General features: G+C 59.5%; 21 protein-coding genes. 9 read left to right on the plus strand and 12 right to left on the minus strand.

All coding sequences use genetic code 11. The features are described 5' to 3' along the window. Nucleotides 1-45: 45 nt before the first annotated feature. The 3 genes from AC1MDT_RS08425 to AC1MDT_RS08435 all read right to left on the minus strand — a co-directional run bounded on the left by AC1MDT_RS08425 (nucleotide 46) and on the right by AC1MDT_RS08435 (nucleotide 2,324). Nucleotides 46-756: an ABC transporter permease gene (locus AC1MDT_RS08425; protein ID WP_480421583.1), complete on the minus strand. Its 711-nt coding sequence runs from the start codon at nucleotides 754-756 to the stop codon at nucleotides 46-48. Continuing rightward, a complete protein-coding gene (locus tag AC1MDT_RS08430; protein WP_480421584.1) occupies nucleotides 753-1,478 on the minus strand; it encodes an ABC transporter permease in 726 nt (241 codons plus the stop codon). The genes AC1MDT_RS08425 and AC1MDT_RS08430 overlap by 4 nt, the downstream gene beginning before the upstream one ends. Nucleotides 1,479-1,544: 66 nt before the next feature. After that, entirely contained in the window at nucleotides 1,545-2,324 is a 780-nt protein-coding gene (locus AC1MDT_RS08435; RefSeq protein ID WP_480421585.1) for a transporter substrate-binding domain-containing protein, read from the minus strand. A gap of 447 nt (nucleotides 2,325-2,771) precedes the next feature. Between AC1MDT_RS08435 and AC1MDT_RS08440 the strand changes: the two genes are divergently transcribed. Together AC1MDT_RS08440 and AC1MDT_RS08445 are read left to right on the plus strand one after the other, a co-directional pair. After that, complete coding sequence (locus AC1MDT_RS08440; protein ID WP_480421586.1) at nucleotides 2,772-3,878, plus strand: enoyl-CoA hydratase/isomerase family protein; 1,107 nt, start codon at nucleotides 2,772-2,774, stop codon at nucleotides 3,876-3,878. A 3-nt stretch (nucleotides 3,879-3,881) separates the two neighbouring features. Further along, complete coding sequence (locus tag AC1MDT_RS08445; protein WP_480421587.1) at nucleotides 3,882-5,033, plus strand: acyl-CoA dehydrogenase family protein; 1,152 nt, start codon at nucleotides 3,882-3,884, stop codon at nucleotides 5,031-5,033. A 133-nt stretch (nucleotides 5,034-5,166) separates the two neighbouring features. Here AC1MDT_RS08445 and AC1MDT_RS08450 read toward each other — a convergent pair whose 3' ends face one another. From AC1MDT_RS08450 to AC1MDT_RS08475, 6 genes are all read right to left on the minus strand, one after another. Further along, a complete protein-coding gene (locus AC1MDT_RS08450; RefSeq protein ID WP_480421588.1) occupies nucleotides 5,167-5,940 on the minus strand; it encodes an enoyl-CoA hydratase in 774 nt (257 codons plus the stop codon). Between the two features lie 13 nt (nucleotides 5,941-5,953). Further along, nucleotides 5,954-7,081, minus strand: a complete 1,128-nt coding sequence (locus AC1MDT_RS08455; RefSeq protein ID WP_480421589.1) for an acyl-CoA dehydrogenase — start codon at nucleotides 7,079-7,081, stop codon at nucleotides 5,954-5,956. Nucleotides 7,082-7,246: 165 nt separating this feature from the next. Continuing rightward, nucleotides 7,247-8,440 (minus strand): acetyl-CoA C-acyltransferase, encoded by a 1,194-nt coding sequence (locus AC1MDT_RS08460; RefSeq protein WP_480421590.1) that lies wholly within the window; start codon nucleotides 8,438-8,440, stop codon nucleotides 7,247-7,249. Between the two features lie 12 nt (nucleotides 8,441-8,452). Next, nucleotides 8,453-9,214 carry an SDR family NAD(P)-dependent oxidoreductase gene (locus AC1MDT_RS08465; RefSeq protein ID WP_480421591.1) on the minus strand — a complete coding sequence of 254 codons (762 nt, stop codon included), beginning with the start codon at nucleotides 9,212-9,214 and terminating at the stop codon, nucleotides 8,453-8,455. A gap of 15 nt (nucleotides 9,215-9,229) precedes the next feature. Then, nucleotides 9,230-10,894 (minus strand): AMP-binding protein, encoded by a 1,665-nt coding sequence (locus AC1MDT_RS08470; RefSeq protein ID WP_480421592.1) that lies wholly within the window; start codon nucleotides 10,892-10,894, stop codon nucleotides 9,230-9,232. Nucleotides 10,895-11,143: 249 nt separating this feature from the next. Further along, complete coding sequence (locus AC1MDT_RS08475; RefSeq protein WP_480421593.1) at nucleotides 11,144-12,160, minus strand: AraC family transcriptional regulator; 1,017 nt, start codon at nucleotides 12,158-12,160, stop codon at nucleotides 11,144-11,146. Nucleotides 12,161-12,432: 272 nt separating this feature from the next. Here AC1MDT_RS08475 and efeU point away from each other — a divergent pair, with 272 nt between their 5' ends. From efeU to efeO (AC1MDT_RS08495), 4 genes are all read left to right on the plus strand, one after another. Continuing rightward, a complete protein-coding gene (gene efeU / locus AC1MDT_RS08480) occupies nucleotides 12,433-13,269 on the plus strand; it encodes an iron uptake transporter permease EfeU (RefSeq protein ID WP_480421594.1) in 837 nt (278 codons plus the stop codon). A gap of 140 nt (nucleotides 13,270-13,409) precedes the next feature. Then, nucleotides 13,410-14,609: an iron uptake system protein EfeO gene (gene efeO / locus AC1MDT_RS08485; RefSeq protein WP_480421595.1), complete on the plus strand. Its 1,200-nt coding sequence runs from the start codon at nucleotides 13,410-13,412 to the stop codon at nucleotides 14,607-14,609. Between the two features lie 19 nt (nucleotides 14,610-14,628). Continuing rightward, nucleotides 14,629-15,939, plus strand: coding sequence for an iron uptake transporter deferrochelatase/peroxidase subunit (efeB, locus tag AC1MDT_RS08490; protein ID WP_480421596.1), 1,311 nt, complete (start codon nucleotides 14,629-14,631; stop codon nucleotides 15,937-15,939). A 23-nt stretch (nucleotides 15,940-15,962) separates the two neighbouring features. Beyond that, on the plus strand, nucleotides 15,963-16,787 hold the full coding sequence (efeO, locus tag AC1MDT_RS08495) for an iron uptake system protein EfeO (protein WP_480421597.1): 825 nt from the start codon (nucleotides 15,963-15,965) through the stop codon (nucleotides 16,785-16,787). Nucleotides 16,788-16,945: 158 nt separating this feature from the next. Here efeO (AC1MDT_RS08495) and pssA read toward each other — a convergent pair whose 3' ends face one another. After that, nucleotides 16,946-18,289, minus strand: a complete 1,344-nt coding sequence (gene pssA / locus AC1MDT_RS08500) for a CDP-diacylglycerol--serine O-phosphatidyltransferase (protein ID WP_480421598.1) — start codon at nucleotides 18,287-18,289, stop codon at nucleotides 16,946-16,948. A 216-nt stretch (nucleotides 18,290-18,505) separates the two neighbouring features. Between pssA and AC1MDT_RS08505 the strand changes: the two genes are divergently transcribed. The 3 genes from AC1MDT_RS08505 to AC1MDT_RS08515 all read left to right on the plus strand — a co-directional run bounded on the left by AC1MDT_RS08505 (nucleotide 18,506) and on the right by AC1MDT_RS08515 (nucleotide 20,601). Continuing rightward, nucleotides 18,506-19,072 (plus strand): TetR/AcrR family transcriptional regulator, encoded by a 567-nt coding sequence (locus AC1MDT_RS08505; RefSeq protein WP_480421599.1) that lies wholly within the window; start codon nucleotides 18,506-18,508, stop codon nucleotides 19,070-19,072. A gap of 51 nt (nucleotides 19,073-19,123) precedes the next feature. Continuing rightward, nucleotides 19,124-19,600: a nuclear transport factor 2 family protein gene (locus AC1MDT_RS08510; RefSeq protein WP_480421600.1), complete on the plus strand. Its 477-nt coding sequence runs from the start codon at nucleotides 19,124-19,126 to the stop codon at nucleotides 19,598-19,600. 221 nt (nucleotides 19,601-19,821) lie between these two features. Further along, nucleotides 19,822-20,601 (plus strand): TSUP family transporter, encoded by a 780-nt coding sequence (locus AC1MDT_RS08515; RefSeq protein WP_480421601.1) that lies wholly within the window; start codon nucleotides 19,822-19,824, stop codon nucleotides 20,599-20,601. On the opposite strand, the gene nudC is transcribed toward AC1MDT_RS08515, so the two are convergent. Both nudC and AC1MDT_RS08525 read right to left on the minus strand, forming a co-directional pair. After that, the gene (gene nudC / locus AC1MDT_RS08520; protein WP_480421602.1) at nucleotides 20,569-21,399 is read right to left on the minus strand and encodes an NAD(+) diphosphatase; all 831 of its coding nucleotides are present in this window, start codon (nucleotides 21,397-21,399) and stop codon (nucleotides 20,569-20,571) included. The genes AC1MDT_RS08515 and nudC overlap by 33 nt on opposite strands. A 7-nt stretch (nucleotides 21,400-21,406) precedes the next feature. Then, nucleotides 21,407-22,219, minus strand: coding sequence for a crotonase/enoyl-CoA hydratase family protein (locus tag AC1MDT_RS08525; protein ID WP_480421603.1), 813 nt, complete (start codon nucleotides 22,217-22,219; stop codon nucleotides 21,407-21,409). Nucleotides 22,220-22,758: the final 539 nt, after the last annotated feature.

The following is a 22,758-nucleotide window of genomic DNA, read 5'->3' on the forward strand; positions in this document are numbered from 1 at the left end:
TGGAACGGCGCCCTTATCGGCGTCGCTCTGGATAAAGAATGGAATTCAGTGAGCCGGACCGAGAAAGCTCAGCCAGCGTTTCTCTGCCAGCCGGAAGGCGCCGACCAGACCGAACGACAGCGCGAGGTACAACAGGCCGGCAATGCCGAAAGCCTGGAAGGTCATAAACGTCGCGGCATTGGCATCCCTGGCGATTTTGAGAATGTCGGGAATGGTGGCCGTGAACGCTACTGAAGTGGCGTGCAACATCAGGATCACTTCGTTGCTGTAATACGGCAGCGCCCGGCGCAGTGCCGAGGGCAAAATCAACCGCAAATACAGGCGCCAGCCGCTCAGGCCATAGGCGTGGGCCGCTTCGATTTCACCGTAGGGAATGCTGCGAATCGCCCCGGCGAAAATTTCCACGGTGTAGGCGCAGGTGTTGAGGGTGAACGCGAGCAAGGTGCAATTCATCGCATCGCGAAAGAATGCTTCGAGCAGCGGCTGCGAGCGGACCACGGCGATGCCATAGACGCCGCTGTAGCAAATCAGCAACTGGATATACAACGGCGTACCCCGGAACACGTAGGTAAACAGTTGAACCGGCCAGCGCAGCAAGCCCCACCGCGAAACGCGGAGGATCGCCAACGGCAACGACAGGAAAAATCCCATCGCGATACTGGCCACCAGCAACCACAACGTCATGGCCAGTCCGGTGAGGGTGTCGCCGTCGGTGAACAGAAAGGGTTTCCAGTATTCGGCAATCAATTCGATCATCGCGTCATCCCCCGTACGCCCTGGTTATAGCGGCGTTCCAACACGCGCAAGACGTAGTTCGAGGCGCTGGTGATCAGCAAGTACAGAGCCCCCGCCAACAGCAGAAAGTCGAGCATGTTGAAGGTGCTCTTACCGGCCTCTTGCGCGACCTTGACCAGGTCCGACAAGCCGATGATCGACACCAGCGCCGTCGCCTTGAGCAGCACCAGCCAGTTGTTGCCCAGGCTGGGCAAGGCGAAGCGCATCATTTGCGGGAACACCACAAAGCGAAAACGTTGCCAGCGATTCAAACCAAAGCACGCGGCGGCTTCCTGCTGACCGCGTGGCACGCTCATAATTGCCCCGCGAAAGGTCTCGGTGAAGTAAGCGCCGTAGATAAAACCGAGGGTGACGATGCCGGCCACGAACGGGTCGATTTCCATGTAGGGCCAGCCCAACGCTTCCGTCAGGCTGCTCAACCAGCCTTGCAGACTGTAGAAAATCAGTAGCATCAGCACCAGGTCAGGCACCCCGCGAATCAGCGTCGTGTAAAAGGTTGCCGGCAGGTTCAACAGCTTCAGTGGCGACAGCTTGGCCGCCGCGCCGAGCAATCCCAGCGCCATGCTCACCAGTAGCGAAAGTGCCGATAATTTCAGGGTGACCCAGGTGCCGTGCAGCAACAACGGGCCATAGCCTTGCAAGGCCGAAAGATCGAGCCCCAGAATATTCAGGAAGGAATTCACGCCAGTCACCTGTCTTGATGCCACCGGGACGGGCGCTGCAACACAGCGACCGTCAGGTGGCGAGGCTCAGTTGTTGTAGAGGTCCAGATTGCCGAAGTGCTTCTGCTGGATCTGCGCATAGATGCCCTTGTCATGCAGGGCCTTGATGGCGGCATTGAGCATGCCTTTGAGTTCTTCGTTGTCCTTGCGTACACCGATGGCGATTTCCGACGGCACCAGCGGGTCACTGATGCCTTCGCTGTTTTGGAAATTGGCCCCTTGCGGTGAAGTCAGAAAGCTCATCTGCGCTTGCAGTTTGTCCTGGATCGACGCATCGAGACGACCATAAACCAGGTCGGCGTAGACCTGATCCTGATTCTGATACGCCCGCAGCTTCACCCCGGCCGGGGCCAATTTGGCCTTGGCGTAGGTTTCCTGAATGGTGCCCTGCATGTACCCGATGGTCTTGCCGCGCAGGGAGTCAGCGGTGGGCTGCAGCCCGGAGTCCTTGCGGGTGACGATAGCGGTCGGCCCGGCGTACAGACGATCGGTGAAATCAATCTGTTTTTTGCGTGTGTCAGTGACGGTCATTGAGGATTCGATGGCGTCGAACTTGCCGGCCTTGAGGCCTGGTATCAGGCCATCAAAGTCATTGCTGACCCAGACGCACTTAACCTTAAGTTCGGCGCAAATCGCATTGCCCAGGTCCACACCGAAGCCTTGCACACCGCCATCGGCGGTGGTGGATTCAAACGGAGGGTAACTTGGGTTGACGCCGAATCGCAGCTCTTTCCACTCCTTGGCATTGGCGCCGGTGGTGCAGCACAGCAGCGCGAGTACCGACAAGCTCAGCCATTTAGTCTTCATCTTCTTGAATCCCGATTTGTTTGGAGTTATTGCGGCCAGGCGAACCGAGCCACTTTTATGGGCAGGAACAGAGAGTCGATGCGGCGTAGGCCGCAACCGCGTTCTTATTGTTTTATACGGTGGGCCGCACAAGGCGGCACCCAGCCTGAAACCTTCGGCACAGACGGTTTCAAACCCGCGGCCAGAATGCCAACAGATGACCGGGCACAGGTGTCGTAAGCGCCGAGATAGACACCCCGATTGCGCTGATAAGATTGTTTTCGCAGCCGAATCGGTCGCGAGCCCGGTCCAGGGCGGTATCGAGGGGAAATCCTGCACAGGTATTACAAAAATGCACACGGGACCTGCACATATCCGGGTTGTACATGGCAAATTTGCACTGGTACGATCCGGCATCGCTCGCGCGCGAGCTTCTTTATAAAGAACAATAAAAGCAGGGAGTTAGTGATGACTGCTCAGGTATCTTCTCCGGGGACTCAGTCCATGGATGCCACGCAAAACGACGTGCTGGCCGAGGTTCGCAATCACATCGGTCACCTGACCCTCAATCGCCCCGCCGGCCTCAATGCCATTACCCTGGACATGGTTCGCAACCTGCAGCGCCAACTCGATGCCTGGGCGCAGGATGAGCAGGTCCACGCGGTGGTGTTGCGCGGTGCGGGCGAAAAAGCGTTCTGTGCCGGCGGCGATATTCGCTCGCTGTACGACAGTTTCAAAAGTGGCGACACGCTGCACGAAACGTTCTTCGTCGAGGAATACGCACTCGACCTCGCTATCCACCACTACCGCAAACCCGTGCTCGCCTTGATGGACGGATTTGTCCTGGGCGGCGGCATGGGCCTGGTGCAAGGCGCCGACCTGCGGGTGGTCACCGAGAAAAGCCGTCTGGCGATGCCGGAAGTGGGCATCGGTTATTTCCCGGATGTCGGCGGCAGCTACTTCCTGCCACGCATTCCCGGAGAGCTGGGCATTTATCTGGGGGTCAGCGGGGTGCAGATTCGCGCCGCCGATGCGCTGTATTGCGGCCTGGCCGACTGGTACCTGGACAGCACCCGCCTGGGAACGCTGGACGCGCAACTCGATCAGCTCGAATGGCACGACACCCCTCTCAAAGACCTGCAAGGCCTGCTGGCGAAACTCGCCGTACAACAGTTGCCCGATGCGCCATTGGCGGCTTTACGCCCGGCTATCGATCACTTCTTCGCCCTGCCCGATGTGCCGAGTATTGTTGAGCAACTGCGTGAAGTGACGGTCGCCGACAGCCATGAATGGGCTGTTGCCACTGCCGACCTGCTGCAAAGCCGCTCGCCGCTGGCGATGGCAGTGACCCTGGAAATGCTCCGCCGTGGTCGGCACTTGAGTCTGGAAGACTGCTTCGCCCTTGAGCTGCACCTGGACCGTCAATGGTTCGCGCGCGGCGACCTGATCGAAGGCGTACGCGCCTTGCTGATCGACAAAGACAAGAACCCGCGCTGGAACCCGCCGACCTTGCAGGCGCTGGACGCCGAGCACGTTGCGAGTTTCTTCAGCGGTTTTGACCCAAGCTGGAGCTGAGCCATGCACGATATCGAATTGAGCGAAGAGCAAGTCATGATCCGCGATATGGCCCGGGACTTTGCCCGCGGCGAAATCGCGCCCCACGCACAAGCCTGGGAAAAGGCCGGCTGGATCGATGATGGTCTGGTGGCGAAGATGGGTGAGCTCGGTCTGTTGGGCATGGTGGTGCCCGAAGAATGGGGAGGCACCTATGTCGACTACGTCGCCTACGCCCTGGCGGTTGAAGAGATTTCCGCCGGAGACGGCGCCACTGGCGCGCTGATGAGCATCCACAACTCGGTGGGTTGCGGACCGGTTCTGAACTATGGCACCGAACAACAGAAACAGACCTGGCTGCCGGACCTGGCCAGCGGCCAGGCGATTGGCTGCTTCTGCCTGACCGAACCGCAAGCCGGTTCCGAAGCGCATAACCTGCGCACCCGCGCTGAACTGCGCGACGGCCAGTGGGTGATCAACGGGGCCAAGCAATTTGTCAGCAACGGCAAGCGGGCGAAACTGGCGATCGTGTTTGCAGTCACGGACCCGGATCTGGGCAAGCGTGGCATCTCGGCATTCCTGGTGCCAACGGATACCGCGGGTTTCATTGTTGATCGCACCGAACACAAGATGGGTATTCGCGCCTCTGATACCTGCGCGGTGACCCTGAGCAACTGCACGATTCCCGAAGCTAACCTGCTGGGCGAACGGGGCAAGGGCCTGGCGATTGCCCTGTCCAACCTTGAAGGCGGTCGCATCGGCATTGCCGCGCAGGCGTTGGGCATTGCCCGGGCAGCCTTTGAAGCAGCGCTGGCCTACTCGCGCGATCGTGTGCAGTTCGGCAAGGCGATCATCGAGCACCAGAGCATCGCCAACATGCTGGCCGACATGCACACCCGCCTGAACGCGGCGCGGTTGCTGATCCTGCATGCCGCGCGGTTACGCAGCGCCGGTAAGCCGTGTTTGTCGGAGGCGTCACAAGCCAAGCTGTTTGCCTCGGAGATGGCCGAGAAGGTCTGCTCGTCGGCGATGCAAATTCATGGCGGGTACGGGTATCTGGAAGACTATCCGGTGGAGCGCTACTACCGGGATGCGCGGATTACACAGATCTATGAAGGGTCGAGCGAGATACAGCGAATGGTCATCGCCCGCGAGCTGAAAAACTATCTGGTGTGATATATGGTAGGAGCGAGCTTGCTCGCGATGAATTCGAAGGCGGCGCATTTTTCCAGACAGTACGCGTCATCGTTTACGCCCATCGCGAGCAAGCTCGCTCCTACAGGAGCGGGCTTGTCCGCGAGAACCCGCATTACTTGCCGATGAACTCCGCCTCACGCTTGGCAATAAACGCCGCCATCCCTTCCTTCTGATCCTGCGTCGCAAACGCCGCATGGAACACCCGGCGCTCAAAACGTACGCCTTCCGACAGGCTTACTTCAAACGCGCGGTTAACGCTTTCCTTGACCATCATCGCAATCGGCAATGATTTTTTAGCAATTAACGCCGCAACTTTCAGTGCTTCGTCCAGCAACTCATCCGCCGGCACGATCCGCGCGACAATCCCGCAACGCTCCGCTTCCACCGCATCAATCAAACGCCCGCTCAGGCACATTTCCATGGCCTTGGCCTTGCCCACGGCGCGGGTCAGGCGCTGGGTGCCGCCCATGCCCGGCAGCACGCCGAGGTTGATTTCCGGTTGGCCGAATTTGGCATTGTCACCGGCCAGGATGAAATCGCACATCAGCGCCAGTTCACAGCCACCGCCCAAGGCAAAGCCGCTGACCGCTGCGATGATCGGCTTGCGGCGGTTGGCCACGCGATCGCTGTCGCTGAACAGGTCATCCAGGTAGATCTGCGGATAGGTCAGCTCGGCCATTTCCTTGATGTCGGCGCCGGCGGCGAAGGCTTTTTTCGAGCCGGTCAACACGATGCAGCCGATGTTCGAATCCGCTTCCAGGCCATCGAGGGCGTGGTTCAGTTCGCTGATGATTTGAGCGTTCAACGCGTTCAGCGCTTGCGGACGGTTGAGGGTAATCAGGCCCACGCGACCGTGGGTTTCCAACAAAATCGTTTCGTAATTCATAAACAACTCCGGTTTAAAGATTGCGCGAAATGACCATGCGCTGAATATCGCTGGTGCCTTCGTAGATCTGACAGACCCGCACGTCACGGTAGATCCGCTCCAGTGGGAAGTCGTTCAGGTAACCGTATCCGCCGAGGGTTTGCAACGCCGAAGAGCAGACCTTTTCGGCCATTTCCGAGGCGAACAGTTTGGCCATCGAAGCTTCGACCAGTGCCGGTTTGCCACTGTCTCTTAACGCCGCGGCGTAATGCACCATCTGCCGGGCCACGGCGATCTGCGTCGCCATGTCCGCCAGACGAAACGCTACGGCCTGGTGTTCGATGATCGGCTTGCCGAAGCTCTCGCGTTCACGGGCGTAATCGCGGGCCGCTTCAAACGCGGCACGGGCCATGCCCACCGATTGCGAGGCAATGCCGACACGGCCGCCTTCAAGGTTGGCCAGGGCGATCCGATAACCTTCGCCCTCCTCGCCCAGCCGATTGGCCACCGGGACTTTCACGTCCTCAAACAGAATCTGGCAGGTGTCGGACGCGTGCTGACCGAGCTTGTCTTCAACCCGCGCGACTTTATAGCCCCGGGAGTCGGTCGGCACGATCAGCGCCGTGATCCCGCGTTTGCCGGCACTCGGGTCAGTGACCGCGAATACGATCACCACCCCGGCGTTTTGCCCGGAGGTGATGAACTGTTTGCAGCCGTTGAGGACGTAATGATCGCCTTCCAGACGCGCGCGGGTCTTCAGGCCGCTGGCGTCGGAACCGGCCTGCGGTTCGGTCAGGGCAAAAGCGCCGAGCATCGCGCCGCTGGCCAGCGGCTTGAGGAAGCGTTCTTTCTGATCGTCGTTGCCGTACTTGAGAATCGGCACGCAACCCACCGAGTTGTGCACGCTCATGATGGTCGAGCAGGCGCCGTCGCCTGCCGCGATCTCTTCCAGCGCCATGGCGTAGGCCAGGTAGCCCGTGTCGCAACCACCCCATTCCTCCGGCACCAGCATGCCGAAGAAGCCCAGTTCAGCCATCTCGGCGATGGCTTCTTTGGGGAAGCGATGCTCACGGTCCCACTCGGCGGCGAACGGTTTCAGCCGTTCCTGGGCAAACAGCCGGGCCGCGTCGCTGATCTGAAGTTGTTCGTCATTGGGAATCATGCCAAATCCTTAAAAATTTGATCGCCCTTCTGTTGTAGGAGCGAGCTTGCTCCGGGCGGCGTTCCGACGAAGGGCGTGAGGGCACCGCGTTCAATCCAGGCAGCCCCCGTCATCGTTAACGTCCATCGCGAGCAAGCTCGCTCCCACATGGGGATAGCGTCAGTCTCAATACAGGCACTCAACGGCCATGGCCGTGGCTTCGCCGCCGCCGATGCAGATTGCTGCAACGCCGCGTTTCAGGCCTTTCTGGCGCAGGGCCGAGAGCAACGTCACGAGGATCCGTGCACCGGACGCACCGATCGGGTGGCCCAACGCGCAGGCGCCGCCGTGCACGTTGACTTTCTCGTGTGGGAGTTCCAGTTTGGTCATGGTCACCAGACTGACCACGGCGAAGGCTTCGTTGACTTCAAACAACTCGACCTCGTCCAGCGACCAGCCGGTTTTCTTCATCAACTTTTTGATTGCGCCCACCGGAGCCACCGGAAACAGGCCCGGCGTGTCGGCAAACGCGGCGTGGCCGTGAATCACTGCCAGCGGTTTGAGACCGCGCCTTTCAGCTTCAGAGCGACGCATCAGCACCAGTGCCGCCGCGCCATCGGAGATCGAGCTGGAGTTCGCCGCTGTCACGGTGCCGCCGTCTCGGAACGCCGGTTTCAACGAGGCGATTTTGTCGAGCTTGGCCTTGGGTGGCTGTTCGTCGTTACTGATCAGCACCTGCTCTTTGCCGACAGTCACGGTGAGGGGCACGATTTCGTCCTTGAAGCTGCCGTCTTTGATCGCTTGCTGGGCGCGGGTGGTCGAGGCGATGGCAAACGCGTCCTGGGCTTCGCGGGTGAAACCATTGGTGTCAGCGCACTCTTCGGCAAAGGTGCCCATCAGGCGGCCCTTGTCGTAGGCGTCTTCGAGGCCGTCGAGGAACATATGATCGAGCACACGACCATGGCCCATGCGGTAACCGCTGCGGGCGCGGTCCAGCAGGTATGGCGCGTTGGACATGCTTTCCATGCCGCCCGCCACGACCACGTCGGCACTGCCGGCGACGAGCATGTCGTGGGCCAGAATGGTCGCTTCCATGCCCGAACCGCACATCTTGTTCAGCGTGGTGCAACGGGTTGATTTATCCAGGCCCGCGCCCAGTGCAGCCTGGCGCGCCGGGGCCTGGCCAAGGCCAGCGGACAGCACGCAGCCAAACAGCACTTCTTCAACCGCATCGGCGGCGACACCGGCGCGCTCAACCGCTGCGCGAATCGCCGCAGCACCCAGTTGTGGAGCGGTCAGGCTTTTCAGTTCCCCTTGGAAACCGCCCATTGGGGTGCGGACGGCGCTGACGATAACGATAGGATCGTTGGCAATAGTCATGATAAATCCTCCTTATTTGGCGGCCATGCGCAAGGCGCCGTCGAGACGGATCACCTCGCCATTGAGCATGCTGTTTTCAATGATATGCCTGACCAGCGCGGCATACTCGCCCGGTTTGCCCAGACGCGGCGGGAATGGCACGCCGGCGGCCAGCGATGCGCGAACTTCCGGGGTCATGCCGGCCATCATCGGGGTTTCGAAAATGCCCGGGGCAATGGTCATCACGCGGATGCCGAAGCGTGCCAGTTCACGGGCAGCAGGCAACGTCAGGCTGACGATCGCGCCTTTGGACGCGGCATAGGCCGCCTGGCCGATCTGGCCGTCATACGCTGCTGCCGAGGCGGTGTTAATGATCACGCCGCGTTCGCCATCGGCGTCCGCGTCCGTTTCGGCGATGGCCGCTGAAGCCAGGCGCAGCATGTTGAAGCTGCCGATCAGGTTGACGTTGATCACCTGGCTGAAGCTGGCCAGTGCGTGGGGGCCGTTCTTGCCGAGGATCTTCTCGCCACGCACGATACCGGCGCAGTTGACCAGACCGTTGAGGCCACCGAAGGCTTTGACCGTCGCCTGCACGGCCGCTTCTGCCGCGGCTTCGTCGCTGATGTCCGCGACCACGCTTTTTGCGCCGAGACGTGCGGCCTGAGCCGCAACAGCTTCAGCATTCATGTCCACCAGCATCACTTTGGCGCCCGCCGCGACCAGCATCTCAGCCGTGGCCGCACCGAGTCCGGAGGCACCGCCGGTGACGAGAAAAACCTTGTTTGCGATCTGCATCATTGTTTCCTTGATTCAAGCTGAAACGTTCTTCGCGGCGGCCTCTTGAGCCTTGGCGATTTCCTGGTTGCGCAAGATAAAGCGCTGCAATTTGCCGCTTGGGGTTTTCGGCAATTCACTGACAAATTCGATTTCACGGGGGTACGAATGCGCGGCCAGACGTTTGCGCACGTGTTGGCGCAGCTCTTCGGCCAGCTCCGGGCCGGCCCGGTATTGCGGGTTGAGCACGACAAAGGCTTTGACCAGTTCGGTACGCTCTGGATCAGGCTTGCCGATGACCGCTGCTTCGACCACTGCGGGGTGTTCGATCAAGGCGCTTTCCACGTCGAATGGGCCGACCCGGTAGCCGGAGGTGGTGATCACATCATCACTGCGGCCGACGAAGCTGATGCTGCCGTCCGGATTCCACTCGACGGTGTCGCCGCTCAGGTAATAGTTGCCGACAAAGGCCTTGGTCGGTGCGCCTTCGTAACCGGCGAACCAGCACATCGGCGACTGGGTGCGGTCAATCGCCAAAATGCCCGGTTGGCCGACGCCCAGTTCCTTATATTCCTCGTCCAGCACCACGATACGGTGGCCGGGCGAGGCAAAACCGGCGGCGCCCATGTGGATGGGATGCTCCAGACCATGGTGATTGCACAAGACCATGCCCAGCTCGGTCTGGCCGTAATGGTCGTGAATGACCACGCCGAGGTTGTCGGCGAACCAGCGGATGACTTCCGGGTTCAGTGGCTCGCCAGCACTGCTGACGATGCGCAGTTTGCCTTTGATCGAACGGGCGAACTCGTCGCCTCCCGCGATCAGCAGACGGTAAGCCGTCGGTGAACCGGTGAGGTTGGTGATCCCGTACTTGTTGATCACCCGGCAGGTGCTTTCGAGGGTGAACGGGCCATCGTAAAAGGTGATCGGATGCCCCATCGACATCGGCCCGGTGACGCCGAAATAAATGCCGTAGGCCCAACCCGGATCGGCGACGTTCCAGAACGCATCTTCAGGGCGCAAGTCCACCGCGTCGCGGGTGTAGCTCTGGAACGCAACGATGGCCTTGAGCGGCACCGACAGTGCTTTCGATGGCCCGGTGGTGCCCGAGGTGAACATCAGCAGGAACGGGTCTTCGCCCGTCAGCAGTACCGGTTCGCACACCGGGGAATAATTGGCCAGTTCGGCCCAGAAACTGAAATCGCCATGGACGATGCCTTGTCCTTTGGCACCAGCGACAGTAACGATGGTCGGGCAGTCGGCGACTTCAGCGAGTTTCGGGCGGTTGACCGCGTCGGTCACCACCACTTTGGCGCCCGAACAATTGAGGCGGTGCTCGATGGCTTTCGGGCCGAACGCGGTGAACAAGGGCTGGTAAACCGCGCCGATGCGCCAGGTAGCGAACACGGTGATCAATAATTCGATATTACGTGGCAGGAGACCGGCGACTTTGTCGCCTTTCTTCACGCCCTGGGCCAAGAGGTAGTTGGCGAAACGCGCGGCTTTGTCTTGCAAGTCGGTGAAGGTATACGTCGCGCCGTTACCGTCGCGGCCTTCCCAGAACAACGCGATACGCCCCGGCAAGGCATGCCGGTCACAACACTCGACGCAGGCGTTGAGGGCAGTCAAGTCGCCAGCGAGTGCGGCCTCGACGGTGTGCTGATAATTGAACTGTGATGCAGCAGACAAGTAATCGCGCATTGCCAGAATCCCTCTGTGTTTTTATTAGGTTGGGGAACCGTAATTAACAGGGAAATACTCGCTCTACGCGTAGAACACGGCAATGGTCAAAGTTATCAAGTTGCTTGACTGGTTTGGCCAAGGATTGAGAGATGCGGCGCCTGTCAGGGCCTCTTCGCGAGCAAGCTCGCTCCCACAGGGGAAATGCAGTCCAAATGTGGGAGCGAGCCTGCTCGCGATAGCGTCAGCTCAGGCACCACAGGCCTTGGATCAGTCAGCCTCATTGAGAATCAGACTACGGTAATGCCCCGGATTCGACCCGGACCACTTGCGGAACGCCTTGTAGAACGAACTGGTATCGGCAAACCCCAGGCGGGTGGCGATCTCGGCGAAGCTGATGCTCGGTTCAGCCAGCCAAACAATGGCCAACTCCTTGCGCACGCTGTCTTTGAGCGCTTGATACGTCTGCCCCTCTTCCGCCAGCCGACGACGCAACGTCGACGCCGACATGCACAACTGTTGCGCCAGCGGCTCGGTTTCAGGCCAGTGTTCGGCGGGCAGCTGCCGCAGGTCATGTTTGATCCGGCTGGCCAGGCTCTGCGGATCACGGTACTTCACCAAAATGTTGGCCGGGGCATGTGCCAGAAACCGTTTGAGTTCCTCAGCGCTGCGTTTGATCGGCAGGTCCAGGCAATCGGCCGAGAAAATCATCCGCGTGCGCGGCCGGTCGAAGCGCAGGTTCTCGGAGAACATCACGCGATAATCGTCGCAAAAATCCGGCTCTGAACAACGCAACTCGATGGCCAGGATCGGAATCCGCCGCCCCGCCAGCCAACAGGCGACGCCATGGACGATCATCCAGTAAGTGAAATAGGTGAAGGCGCGACGCGGGGCCTGCTCGTCCTCCAGTAACACGATTTCGGCGAGGCTTTGCTGACGAACCAACTGCGCGGGGATGTGTTCGAGCATCAACGACAGGAAGCTCAGGCCCGAGGTCAATCCCGCCGCCAGGCTCGGCTGGATCATCGAGCAGCGACACAGAAACTCCAGACTGCCAGATTTGAGTTTGCGCGGGTCCATGCCAAAAAACTCATCGTCACCGCGCCGGGCCAGCAACCGCCACAAGCGAGCGTAAGCGGTGGCCGGGACTCGCCCATCGCTAGTGTCCAGCAGCGCCGGATTGATGCCGACCTTGTTCAGCACTTCGTCGGTGGCCTGTCCGGGGGCGCAGCTTTGCAACAGTGCTTCGCGCACCAGTTGAACGGCGATGGTGTCTTTTTCTGACATTGAGCGAGGCAAGCCCTATTGTTTTTCGAGTGCCAGCATCTTACCGCACTTGTAGGAGCGAGCTCGCTCGCGATGGACGTGAACGATGACGCGTGCTGTCTGGAAGAATGCGCCGCCCTCGAGTTCATCGCGAGCGAGCTCGCTCCTACATTACAGGGGGTGATGTGCACGGCAGTTCAGCTTGGGTTCAGGTAATGTCAATCAAATGCGTATGCGAATGAGTGTCATTATGTTACAAATGCGCACCTTCTCTACAGACGCGACGGTGCTGAATGCTTGTTCCTTTTCTGATCATGCTGCGCGAAGGCATTGAAGCCGCGTTGATCGTTGGCATCATCGCCAGTTATCTCAAGCAGACCGGCCGTGGCCAGTGGATGCCCGCCGTGTGGGTTGGCGTATTCCTTGCCGTTGCCCTGGCCCTGCTGGTGGGCGGAGGCCTGGAACTGGTCAGTGCTGAATTCCCGCAAAAACAACAGGAACTGTTCGAGGGCGTCGTCGGCCTGGTGGCCGTCGGCATTCTCAGCTCGATGGTGTTCTGGATGCGCAAGGTGGCGCGTTCGATCAAGCATTCGCTGCATGTTTCCCTCGATCACGCGCTGACCGGCTCAACACATCAGGTCACAGCGCTGATCGCCATGGTGTTTTTCGCCGTGGCCCGGGAAGGCCTGGAAACGGTGTTCTTCTTGCTCGCGGTGTTCCAGCAAAGTGAAGGGCCGGCGGCACCGATCGGCGCCCTGCTCGGCCTGATCCTGGCGATCATCACAGGCTTCCTGATCTACACCGGCAGCATGCGCCTGAACCTCGGTGCGTTCTTCCGTTGGACCGGGCTGTTCATCCTCGTAGTGGCCGCCGGCATCCTCGCCAACTCAGTACAGGCGCTGCATGAAGCCGGGGTCTGGAATCACCTGCAAACCGTGCTGTTCGACGTCAGCGCGACACTGCCAATGGATGGCCCGCTGGGCTCGGTGCTGGCCGGCATGTTCGGTTATCAGGACGCGCCGACCCTCAGCACCCTTGGCGCTTATTTGATTTATCTGGTGGTGGCCCTGGTGATGTTCTTTCTCCCGGCCCCGACACCCGCCAAACAATCTTCTTCCGTTTCTCTGTAGGAGCAAGCTTGCTCGCGATGGTCGTGAACGATGACGCTGCGAGCCTGACACTCCGCGATGTACTCCGGTTTATCGCGAGCGAGCTCGCTCCTACAGGGTTGCGATATTTCAGCAGTTATTTACAGCCAATAAGGGCGCCCATGCCAAATCAAGCCTCTCCTCAGGCCTCGCCTCCCCGTGCCTTGCGCTGGGTGGTGGCCGGTTCGGTGATCGTGATGATCGCTGCCGGTGGCCTGTTTTATTACGCCTCGAAAATGGCCGCGGCCAAGCGCCAGACCCACCATGACGAAGTGACGGTCACCATTCACCCGCACAGCTGCGAGCCGAATGCCCTGACGGTGCCGGCGGGTCACGCCAGTTTCCGTATCGTCAACCGTTCGGATCGGGCCGTTGAATGGGAAATCCTCGACGGCGTGCTGGTGCTCGAAGAACGGGAAAACATCGCCCCCGGCCTGAGTCAGGTGATCAACGCCAACCTGTTGCCTGGCGACTACGCGATCACCTGCGGCTTGTTGAGCAACCCGCGCGGCACCTTGCATGTCACGCCAACCTCGGCGTCCGACGCCGCGGCCAAGGCAAAACCTTCGATGGTCGCTTTCGTTGGACCGTTATCGGAATTCCGCGTCTACCTTAGCAGCCAAAGCAGCGCGCTGATCAAGGCCGTCGCGGCGCTGGAGCAAGCGATTAATGCCGGCGACCTCAGCCAGGCACAAGCCTTGTACGTGCCGGCCCGCGCCGCTTATCAACGAATCGCCCCGGCCGCCCAGCGCCTGGCCGAACTGGATAACGCGATCAACGCACGCGCTGATTACTTCGAGAAGCGCGAGCAGGATCCGGATTTCGTTGGTTTCCACCGCATCGAATTCGCCCTGTTTCAACAGCGCAACCTCGACGGTCTGGCGCCGATTGCCCAGCGCCTGGTCGCCGATGTCACTGCGCTCAAACAACAACTGTTGGCCCAATCCCTGCCGCCGGAACAACTGGTGAGCAGTGTGGTGCGTAACCTCAACAGCCTCGCCGACGTACGTGCCAGCAGTGGCGAAGAAGAACGCTACAGCCACCTCGATTTGAACGGTTTCGCCGCGAACCTCGAAGTGACCCATAAAGTCATCGACCTGTTGCGTCCGTTACTCACCAACACCGCCGTCGAACTGCTGCCGAAGATCGACAGCGCCGTCACTGCCCTGGATGCCGAGCTCAATGGCTTGAAGGTCAAGGACGGCTACGCGACTTACGACACGATCAGTGCCGAACAGCGCAAACAGATCGCCGACAAGGCCAAGACCCTGGCCGATGCACTCGATGGTATCGATCCCGCCCTTGGCCTGTCCGGCCTATAAGCAGAAGACGACTTATCAGATGAACGATTTAGAACACTTCAACCTTCAGCGTCGCCGGGTATTGATGGGCATGGGCGCGGCCGGCGTGGCCCTCGCCGGTTCGGCATTGAGCTGCCCGGCCATGGCCGCAAGCCCGGCCCAAGTGACTGAAGCACCAAGCAGCGACAAGACCGAAGATCGCCACGCGTTCCATGGCCAACACCAGACCGGCATCATCACGCCGCGTCCGGCGTCTGGCATGCTGGTGTCATTCGATGTATTGGCCAGCGACCGCGAGGACCTGGAACGCCTGTTCCGCACCCTCAACCAACGCATTGCGTTTTTGATGAAGGGCGGCCCGGTGACTCAGGTCGACCCGAAACTGCCACCCGTGGATTCAGGGATTCTGGGCCCGGTGGTGACGCCAGACAACCTGACCATCACCGTGTCGGTGGGCGAGTCGCTGTTCGACGAGCGATTCGGCCTGGCCAACGCCAAACCGAAGCGGCTGATCCGCATGGTCGGCTTCCCCAACGATGCGCTGGAAGCCGATTGCTGCCATGGCGACCTCAGTTTGCAGTTCTGCTCCAACACCACCGACACCAACATTCACGCGCTGCGCGACATCCTGAAAAACCTGCCGGACTTGCTGTTGGTGCGCTGGAAACAGGAAGGCAGCGTGCCGCCGCAGGCTCCGGTGAAACCGGGTGTGCCGGCGCAGAGCGCGCGTAACTTCCTGGGTTTTCGCGATGGCTCGGCCAACCCGAATTCCAACGATGCCAAGGCCATGGACAGCATCGTCTGGGTCCAGCCTGGCAGCGATGAACCGGCATGGGCAGCTAACGGCAGCTATCAAGCGGTGCGAATCATCCGCAACTTCGTCGAGCGCTGGGACCGTACGCCGTTGCAGGAACAGGAAAGCATCCTCGGCCGGGTCAAAAGCACCGGCGCACCGATGGGCTGCGTGCATGAAACAGAGGTCCCGGACTACACCAAGGACCCGGAAGGCAAGCTGACCAAACTCGATGCGCACATTCGCCTGGCCAACCCGCGCACCGCCGCGACCCAGGCCAACTTGATCCTGCGTCGACCGTTCAACTACTCCAACGGTGTGAACAAGAATGGCCAGTTGGACATGGGCCTGTTGTTTATCTGCTACCAGGCCGATCTGCACAAAGGTTTCATTACCGTACAAACCCGCCTCAACGGCGAACCGCTCGAGGAATACCTCAAGCCGGTCGGCGGCGGGTACTTCTTCACCCTGCCGGGTGTTACGGGCGACAAGGATTTCATCGGTCGTTCGCTGCTTGATGCCACACAACCCGCACTTCATCTAAAAACAAACGCATGAAAAACCCCACACGGAACCGTCTCATGAAAAAGTCGCCTCTCGCATTATTGCTGACCCTTGGTTTGCTCAACACCCCGTTTTCGGCGTTCGCGGCGACGGCGCCGCTGGATTTGGTGGGGCCTGTCTCGGACTACAAAATCTACGTCACCGAGCAACTGGGCGAACTGGCCAGCCATACCCAACAGTTCACCGACGCGGTGAAAAAAGGTGACCTGGCCACCGCGCAAAAACTCTACGCACCGACCCGCGTTTACTACGAGTCGATCGAGCCGATTGCCGAACTGTTCAGCGACCTGGATGCGTCCATCGACTCCCGTGTCAACGACCATGAGAAAGGCGTGAAAGCCGAAGACTTCACCGGTTTTCACCGCATCGAATATTCGCTGTTCACGGAAAAAAGCACCCAAGGCCTGGGCGAACTGGCCGACGGCCTGAACAAGGACGTGAAAGACTTGCAATCGCGCGTAGCCGGCCTGACCTTCCCGCCTGAAAAAGTCGTCGGTGGCGCTGCTGCGCTGCTGGAAGAAGTGGCAGCGACCAAGATCGCCGGTGAGGAAGATCGCTACAGTCACACCGACCTCTATGACTTCCAGGGCAACATCGACGGCGCGAAGAAAATCGTCGACCTGTTCCGTCCTCAGATCGAGAAACAGGACGCCGCGTTCATTGCCAAGGTCGACAAGAATTTCACGTCCGTCGACAAAACCCTGGCCAAGTACAAGACCAAGGATGGCGGTTTCGAGACGTATGACAAGGTGAAAGAGAACGACCGTAAAGCGCTGGTCGGGCCGGTGAATACACTGGCTGAAGACCTGTCCACGTTGCGGGGGAAATTGGGTTTGAATTAAGACTTTCAGCGTCTGGTTTGGCCTCATCGCGAGCAAGCTCGCTCCCACAGTGGATGTGTGTCAAATCACAATAATGTGATCGACACAAAACCCTGTGGGAGCGAGCTTGCTCGCGATGGCTTCCTACAAATAACACCGCTATCAGGCCGTGTTAATCCTCACAACATCCGATAGAGCAACCGCTCGATCCGCACACGACTGACACGCTTGAGGAACTTGGCCACTGCCGCCGGGTATTCCAGCAATGTTTCCAGGTCCTGATAACGCTCGATACGCGTGGTGTTCTGGAAGATCTCCGCCAGTTCCTTGTTACGCGGCTCGAGCAATTCGCCTTTCGGGTCATCGATCAGCAACGCGTTTTCCAGGTCGAGGCGAAACGCTCGCGGATTGAGGTTGTTACCGGTCAGCAAGGTGTAGCGCTGATCGACCCACATGCCTTTGAGGTGGTAGGTGTTATCGCCATGCTTCCACAGGTGCAGGTTCAACTGACCGCTGTCGATGCTGGGTTGATGCCCTTTGGCAAAGCGTCGCAGGCTGATCTCGTAAAGATACGGCAACGCCGCGATCACCTTGAACGGTTCGCTCGGCGGGATGTAAAAGTCGTTGGCCGTCTTGTCGCCGACGATGATGTCGATCTTCACCCCCCGCGCCAGCGCCCGGTTGACTTCCCGGGTGACGGCCAGCGGCAGGTTGAAGTACGGCGTGCAGATGATCAGATGATGTTGGGCGCTGGCGATCAGCTCGCAAATTACCCGGTTCAACGGGTTATTCTTGCCCAACCCCAGCAACGGACTGACTGACAGAGCCCCCTTCATCGTGCTGCCTAGCGTGGTGTCGTAGGTCGCGTGCTTGAGCCGACTGCGCAGGTCACCGATGTCATTGCGCAGGCTGCGGGTGGTCGGCAAGTTCGGTAAATCGAGACGATGCACCGCTTTTGACGTCATCAGCCCATGCTGAATCAGGTGCTGCATCGAATCGGCCAGCGCTCGGTTCTGCAGCAGGTGATAACGGTCGTACCGGTACTTGTCGAATTTGTGCAGATAGACATTGTTCAGACTTGCACCGCTGTAGATCACGCAGTCATCGATCACGAAACCTTTCAAATGCAGCACACCGAACAGCTCGCGAGTCTGCACGGGCACGCCGTACACCGGCACCTCACTGTCGTGAGTGCGGGTGGTTTCCTGATACCAGGCCGAGTTGCCCGGCTGCTTGCCGGCGCCGATCAAACCACGTTGGGCCCGCAGCCAGTCAACCACCACGACGACGTCCAGTTCCGGACGCGCCAGTTTGGCGGCGTGCAAGGCGTCGAGAATTTCCTGGCCGGCCTCATCCTGTTGCAGGTACAGCGCGACGATATAGATGCGCTGAGTTGCGCTGGCGATTTTTTCCAGCAGGCAACGACGGAACGCGGCAGCGCCAGAGAGGATGGTGACGGCATCCGCGTTCAGCGGAAAACTGCGCAGTTTGGGCAGCAGAGAGCGTTTGAAAAGCGACGGCATAGGGCTCGCAATGGGTCGAATCCGAAGAACCCGAGAGCTTACACCATGGATGGGTTCGGGTCTTGTTACTGTCTGTAATGGCCCCTTCGCGAGCAGGCTCGCTCCCACAGGGGAACGCATTTTAAATGTGGGAGCGAGCCTGCTCGCGATGGCGATTTCATTGGCGCTTAAAATACCCGCTTGACCATGAAGAACGTTCGTTCTACTGTTCACCACATGAACGAACTAACCAGCAACGACACACGCGACATCATTCTGGATGTCACCGAAAAGTTGATCTACAAAAGTGGCATCGCTGCCACCGGCATGGATCTTCTGGTTAAAACCGCCGGCGTCTCCAGAAAGAGCATTTACCGTTACTTCGCCAACAAAGAGGCGCTCATCGTCGCGGCCCTGCAACGCCGCGACCTGCGCTGGATGCACTGGTACCGAAGTGAAGTCAACCAGGCCCAGACCCCGGTCGACCGATTGCTCAACCTGTTTACCGTACTCAAGGCCTGGTTCGCCTCCGAAGGCTTCCGCGGTTGTGCATTCATTAACACCAGCGGCGAAACCGGCGACCCACAGGACCCCGTTCGCCTGGTCGCCAAGAACCACAAACAGAAGCTGCTCGACTACGTGCGCGAGCTCTGTACCGAATATGGCGCTACAGACCCGGAGAGGCTGGCCAAACAGCTGCTGATCCTGATCGATGGCGCCATCACCGTGGCGCTTGTCATGGGGGATCACAGTGCGGCCGATAATGCGCAATGCATGGCGCGAAAGTTATTGGACCTGTCATGACTCAATCAAGCCCGACACTGTTTTGAACTGTACGTTGATAGGGAGACTTATATGTCTAACGCTGAAGTTCGTCCGCCATTGCCGCCCTTCACTCGTGAATCGGCGATTGAAAAAGTTCGTCTGGCCGAAGATGGCTGGAACTCCCGCGATCCGCAGCGAGTGTCCCTGGCCTATACCCTGGACACAAAGTGGCGTAACCGCGCCGAGTTCGCCAACAACCGTGAAGAAGCCAAAGGTTTTCTGACCCGTAAATGGGCCAAGGAACTGGACTACCGACTGATCAAGGAACTCTGGGCCTTCACCGGCAATCGCATCGCCGTGCGCTACGCCTATGAATGGCACGACGACTCCGGCAACTGGTTCCGTTCCTACGGCAACGAGAACTGGGAGTTCAATGAAGACGGATTGATGGCCAACCGGTTTGCCAGCATCAATGACCTGCCGATCAAGGAAAGCGAGCGCAAATTCCGTTGGCCGCTGGGACGCCGACCGGATGATCATCCGGGCTTGTCTGATCTAGGCCTGTAAACACGCCCTCCCTTGTAGGAGCGAGCTTGCTCCGGGCGGCGTTCCGACGAAGGATGTGAGAGCAACGCGTTTATTCAGGAAGAACGCGTTATCGTTAACGCCCTTCGCGAGCAAGCTCGCTCCTACAGATGCTCTGACCGGTCGCCGCAAAAGTTGGATATAGGTAAGATGTCGCCCCTTCCCGCAGTCCTTTCCTGCGCCCCGCCGAATAAGCCGATTCCATGCCTTTCGAACTCAGTGTTGACCTCACCACCCTGGCCATTCTGGCCTTTGTCGCGTTCATCGCGGGTTTCATCGACGCCATTGCCGGTGGCGGCGGTCTGTTGACGACGCCGGCGCTGTTGACCGCCGGCCTGCCGCCGCATCTGGTGCTGGGTACCAACAAGCTGAGCTCGACGTTCGGCTCGGCCACCGCCAGTTTCACCTTCTACCGCCGCAAGCTGTTCCATCCCAGGCAGTGGGTGCACGCGATTGTCGGCACCCTGGTCGGGGCGTTGACCGGTGCCGTGGTCGCGCATTACCTGCCGGCAGAATGGCTGAACAAAATGCTCCCGATCATCGTCTTCGCCTGCGGCCTGTATTTGTTGTTTGGCGGCACGCCGAAAGCGCCGCTGGACAGCGACGCGCCGATCAAGAAAAAGTGGCAATCGACCCAAGGCTTCAGCCTCGGTTTCTACGACGGCGTGGCCGGCCCCGGTACCGGCGCGTTCTGGACGGTCAGCAGCCTGCTGATGTACCCCATCGACCTGGTGAAGGCCAGCGGCGTGGCGCGCAGCATGAACTTCGTCAGCAACATTGCGGCGCTGTCGGTGTTCGTATTTTCCGGGCAAGTGGACTGGATCATCGGCCTGAGCATGGGCCTGTCGGTGATGGTCGGCGCCTTCTTCGGCGCCCGCACCGCCATCAGTGGCGGTGCAAAATTCATCCGGCCGGTGTTCATCACTGTCGTGCTGGGGCTGACCGTGCGGTTAGCCTGGCAACACTGGTTCAGCATGGCCTAAACGCCGCGCCACGTAGACGTCGATCAGGTAACGGGCAATCGAGCGGGACGCCGGCAACGGCGGCAGCTCGTGAACGTTGAACCACTGGGCGTCTTCAATCTCGTCTTCCTGACAAACAATCTCGCCACCGGCGTACTCCGCGTGAAAGCCCAGCATCATCGAATGCGGGAATGGCCAGCACTGGCTGCCAAGGTACTGGATGTTCTTGACCTCGATCTGCACTTCCTCGCGCACCTCGCGAATCAGGCAGTCTTCAGCGGATTCGCCCGGCTCGGCAAACCCGGCCAGCGTGCTGTAGACACCGCTGACAAAGCGCGGTGAGCGCGCCAACAGGACTTCATCGCCTCGGGTGACCAACACGATCATGCTCGGCGAAATCCGTGGGTAATAGCGTATATCGCAGGGTTCGCAATACATCGCACGCTCCCGGATGACCTGGTTCGTCGCCTGCCCGCAATTGCCGCAAAAGCGGTGCTCACGGGCCCAGGTGCCGATTTGCGCGGCATAACCCAGCACCTTGTAGACCGTGTGGTCGCCGTCGAGCATAAACGCTCGCAGGCCTTTCCAGTTGCAACCCGGCACTTCGCTGTGACTGTGCAGTTCCAGCAAATAGACCGGCTCGCCATCCAGATGGCCAATACCGTGTTCGGCGAGGATCGTCAGGTCCTGACGCTTGAGCCATTCGCGCGGGAACAGTGCGCCATTGTCATCGAACAGAAAGCCTTCAGGGCCGCGCGCTACGGCCCAGCCGCCCGGTTGATCGGTATCCAGTACTGCGGTGGTCCAGCGTGAAGTCATTTTTCAATCAATCCAGAAATTCGGGTTTCTGTTTGCTCATATGGGCGGCCATGGCCACGCGCAGATCGGTGGATTGAAGCATGGCGGCGTTCCAGGTGGCGACATATTCAAGGCCGTCGTCGATGCGATGATCGCGCATGTAGCTGATCATCTCTTTGGTACCGGTGACGGCAATCGGTGACTTGCTGGCGATTTCACGGGCAATGCCCATGACCCCGTCGAGCAGGCTGGCCGTGTCGTTGTAGACCCGATTGACCAGGCCCATGCCACGCGCTTCTTCGGCACCGAATGTGCGACCAGTGTAAGCCAGTTCACGCAGCATGCCGTCACCGATGATCCGCGGCAAGCGCTGCAAGGTGCCGACGTCCGCCGCCATGCCGATGTCGATTTCCTTGATCGAGAATTGCGCATCCTCGGCGGCATAGCGCATGTCGCACGCCGCAATCAGATCGATGGCGCCGCCCAGGCAATAACCCTGAATCGCTGCCAGCACCGGTTTGCGGCAGTTGTCGACGGCATTGAACGACGCCTGCAAAGCAAGAATCTTGCGGCGCAGCAAGCGTGCGTTACGCCCGACATCCTTGCCCAGTTCATTGGCCACATTCGCGAGCATCATCAGGTCGATGCCCGATGAAAAATGTTTCCCGGCCCCACTGAGCACCACCACCCGCACTTCGTCGGTGTCGTCGACCCACTGGAAGATATCGATGATCTCGCTCCAGAACGCGGCATTCATCGAATTGATCTTTTCCGGGCGATTGATCTGCACGTGGGCGATTTTGTCGGCCAGTTCGACGGTGAATGCAGTGTACTGAGACATGGTAGTGATCCTTTACCGGGCAAAAATGAGCTCGGAACTATATCAAGGCCTCAAGACAAAATCCTGTAGGAGCGAGCTCGCTCGCGATGAACGCCGGAGCACCGCGTTTACCCAGTAAATAGGCCACTTCGTTAACCACCATCGCGAGCGAGCTCGCTCCTACAGGGTTGCGGAGCGCACCAATACAGTGCGAGTCGAGCGCAGCACCTCGCACATTAATGTGACTGCCAGGTTACTTTTTGGGGCCTTATCGCAAAAAGACGTGCCCTTCGTCGGAGCGTTGGCGCTCCGATTCGGTACGTCCGTACCTCTTTTAACCGATTGTCGAACAATTTTGCCATCTGGCCTGCACCGCTCTAACTTCTGGCCTAGACTCATTTCCGCGGGGCAAAACCGGTCGGTCACAAAGTGTAAAAAAAATCGAAACTTTTGCCGTTTGTGATCGGTCCTCTGAAAGGTAAGTGCGTTGCGACTGGTGCAATCCTTGCAACGACCACTCCAGCCATTCTGCTTCAACGTATGGGCAGCATTTGCTTACC

Source organism: Pseudomonas sp. ASL7 (assembly GCF_056680375.1).

Bases quoted from the DNA above. Each gene is read 5' to 3' on its own strand.
- AC1MDT_RS08425 (WP_480421583.1), bottom strand. From the start codon at position 756: ATGATCGAATTGATTGCCGAATACTGGAAACCCTTTCTGTTCACCGAC.
- AC1MDT_RS08435 (WP_480421585.1), bottom strand. From the start codon at position 2,324: ATGAAGACTAAATGGCTGAGCTTGTCGGTACTCGCGCTGCTGTGCTGC.
- AC1MDT_RS08440 (WP_480421586.1), top strand. From the start codon at position 2,772: ATGACTGCTCAGGTATCTTCTCCGGGGACTCAGTCCATGGATGCCACG.
- AC1MDT_RS08445 (WP_480421587.1), top strand. From the start codon at position 3,882: ATGCACGATATCGAATTGAGCGAAGAGCAAGTCATGATCCGCGATATG.
- AC1MDT_RS08450 (WP_480421588.1), bottom strand. From the start codon at position 5,940: ATGAATTACGAAACGATTTTGTTGGAAACCCACGGTCGCGTGGGCCTG.
- AC1MDT_RS08455 (WP_480421589.1), bottom strand. From the start codon at position 7,081: ATGATTCCCAATGACGAACAACTTCAGATCAGCGACGCGGCCCGGCTG.
- AC1MDT_RS08460 (WP_480421590.1), bottom strand. From the start codon at position 8,440: ATGACTATTGCCAACGATCCTATCGTTATCGTCAGCGCCGTCCGCACC.
- AC1MDT_RS08465 (WP_480421591.1), bottom strand. From the start codon at position 9,214: ATGCAGATCGCAAACAAGGTTTTTCTCGTCACCGGCGGTGCCTCCGGA.
- AC1MDT_RS08470 (WP_480421592.1), bottom strand. From the start codon at position 10,894: ATGCGCGATTACTTGTCTGCTGCATCACAGTTCAATTATCAGCACACC.
- AC1MDT_RS08475 (WP_480421593.1), bottom strand. From the start codon at position 12,160: ATGTCAGAAAAAGACACCATCGCCGTTCAACTGGTGCGCGAAGCACTG.
- efeU (WP_480421594.1), top strand. From the start codon at position 12,433: ATGCTTGTTCCTTTTCTGATCATGCTGCGCGAAGGCATTGAAGCCGCG.
- efeO (WP_480421595.1), top strand. From the start codon at position 13,410: ATGCCAAATCAAGCCTCTCCTCAGGCCTCGCCTCCCCGTGCCTTGCGC.
- efeB (WP_480421596.1), top strand. From the start codon at position 14,629: ATGAACGATTTAGAACACTTCAACCTTCAGCGTCGCCGGGTATTGATG.
- efeO (WP_480421597.1), top strand. From the start codon at position 15,963: ATGAAAAAGTCGCCTCTCGCATTATTGCTGACCCTTGGTTTGCTCAAC.
- pssA (WP_480421598.1), bottom strand. From the start codon at position 18,289: ATGCCGTCGCTTTTCAAACGCTCTCTGCTGCCCAAACTGCGCAGTTTT.
- AC1MDT_RS08505 (WP_480421599.1), top strand. From the start codon at position 18,506: ATGAACGAACTAACCAGCAACGACACACGCGACATCATTCTGGATGTC.
- AC1MDT_RS08510 (WP_480421600.1), top strand. From the start codon at position 19,124: ATGTCTAACGCTGAAGTTCGTCCGCCATTGCCGCCCTTCACTCGTGAA.
- AC1MDT_RS08515 (WP_480421601.1), top strand. From the start codon at position 19,822: ATGCCTTTCGAACTCAGTGTTGACCTCACCACCCTGGCCATTCTGGCC.
- nudC (WP_480421602.1), bottom strand. From the start codon at position 21,399: ATGACTTCACGCTGGACCACCGCAGTACTGGATACCGATCAACCGGGC.
- AC1MDT_RS08525 (WP_480421603.1), bottom strand. From the start codon at position 22,219: ATGTCTCAGTACACTGCATTCACCGTCGAACTGGCCGACAAAATCGCC.